General features: G+C 47.5%; 2 protein-coding genes. One reads left to right on the top strand and one right to left on the bottom strand.

Annotated elements, in window-relative coordinates; all coding sequences use genetic code 11:
* A partial coding sequence (locus B4K20_RS09845) for an SDR family oxidoreductase (RefSeq protein WP_289282751.1) occupies nucleotides 1-712 on the bottom strand: 712 nt, incomplete at its 3' end.
* 114 nt (nucleotides 713-826) lie between these two features.
* Here B4K20_RS09845 and B4K20_RS09840 point away from each other — a divergent pair.
* Nucleotides 827-1,720, top strand: coding sequence for a LysR family transcriptional regulator (locus B4K20_RS09840; protein ID WP_289282750.1), 894 nt, complete (start codon nucleotides 827-829; stop codon nucleotides 1,718-1,720).
* The last annotated feature ends 86 nt before the right edge of the window (nucleotides 1,721-1,806 follow it).

Genomic DNA, 1,806 nt, shown 5'->3' with positions numbered 1-1,806 from the left:
GCATAAAGGTTGCCATATTCTGCTCAAATTGGCTGGTATCGTCGCCAGCATAGTTAACGGGTCGCTTAAGAACGTCAGACCAGATACTGGCTAGATCTGCTCCAGTCAAGGTGTCAGGCCCCACCAGGTTAATACTGGTAATGGGTAAGCTGTCTTCAGCCTTATCGCGTCGGATTAACTCAATGGCAGCCACCTCGGCAATATCTCTGACATCGATCATAGCTAACCCTTTGCTTCCAACCGGCATCGGATAAATAGCATGATTGAGAATCACATCTTTGATCATCAGATCGTTATCTATAAAGTAGGCCGGACGCAGAATCGTTGCGCTGAACCCCATATGCTCCAGCATGCGTTCGGCACCATATTTCACAGCAAAATGTGGCACATTGACGGACTTATCAGCATTAAATACTGATAAATAAACCACATGATGAACGCCTGCTTCGCGAGCCATATTCAAGGTGATAAGCGCCTGAGTAAACTCATCACCTGTAACGGCATTGAGCAGAAACAAGGTGGTGACGCCATCGAAGGCATGGCGTAAAGCCTCAATATCAAGCAAATCACCTTTCACCACATCGACGCCATCGGGAAAGTTGGCTGTGGCAGGATCACGGGTTAACACACGAACATTCGCGTCACGTTTGATAAGTTGTTTAACTACATGCTGACCGACACGGCCAGAAGCTCCAGTTACAAGAATAGTCATCAGTTTTCTCCAATTAAAAGTTAAGGTCTGTCTAGCTAGGACTTACACTTTATTTGTTTCATAAACGATACGATAGATGCTATATTTAGACAGACTGTCTTACTGGTGGAACACATGGATCTTCTTGCTCTCGTTGACTTTAATCTGGTTGCCAAACATGGCGGAATTGGGCGAGCTGCACGAGCAACAGACCGTCCCAAAGCTACCTTGTCACGCCGAGTGGCTGAATTAGAGAACAGTCTTCAACTGAGATTGTTTGAACGTGGATCACATACCCTCAAGCTGACTCAGGAAGGAATGGCGCTTTACGAACGAACACAAACATTACTGACCGAGCTGAATGAAACCGTCAATTCCATTGCTTCCGGGGCAGAAACTCCATCCGGCCATTTGCGTATTAGTGCACCACTCCTGTTCTGCCAGCTCGCGATGGGTAAACTTGCTGCAGAATTCGCCTTGAAATATCCCGATGTACAGCTGGAAGTGTCAACCGAAGATAGACCCGTTGATATGATCGACGAAGCTTATGATCTGGTCATTCGTGTGAACCCAGACATCGATGAAAACTTATACGGTCGCTTATTCCTGCGAGATCGATTGGTGGTAGTTGCCAGCCCTGATTTGATTCGTCCTTCAGATAACCAAGCTGTTCCCGTGGTTGTGCGTGGTATGAACCCACATCCATCAACTTGGGATCTCATCACAACAGACGGCCAACAACCTTTAACCGTCACCCCGACACTGCACCTTTCTTCAATCATCATGGTACGAGATGCGGTTCGTGCAGGTGCCGGGGCCGGAATGCTGCCTGTTTCTCTGGTCAGTGACGATCTGCAAACAGGTCGACTGGTCTGCTGGGGTGAAACCTCCGGCCCTGAAATTGCGCTCTGGGCTCTCTATCCATCTCGACGTCTGCTCAATGCACGTGTCTCAGCCTTCCTGGAATTCTTAAAACAAGCTTTTCCAACAGGAGAACCAGAAGAGTTGGCTGCCTATGTCAACGCCTAGATTAGCTGTTGTTACAAGAAACCACTCAGAAGAAATAAGGTCGAAGTCTGCAATCTGGTGTAAACAATGCCAAGTTTGCAAAAAAC

This window comes from Methylophaga sp. UBA5088, assembly GCF_002414625.1.
Lineage (GTDB): Bacteria > Pseudomonadota > Gammaproteobacteria > Nitrosococcales > Methylophagaceae > Methylophaga > Methylophaga marina.
This window is presented reverse-complemented; position numbering and strand designations above follow the sequence as displayed.

Excerpts from the sequence above, each read along its gene's own strand:
- B4K20_RS09840 (WP_289282750.1), top strand. The coding sequence starts at position 827 with ATGGATCTTCTTGCTCTCGTTGACTTTAATCTGGTTGCCAAACATGGC.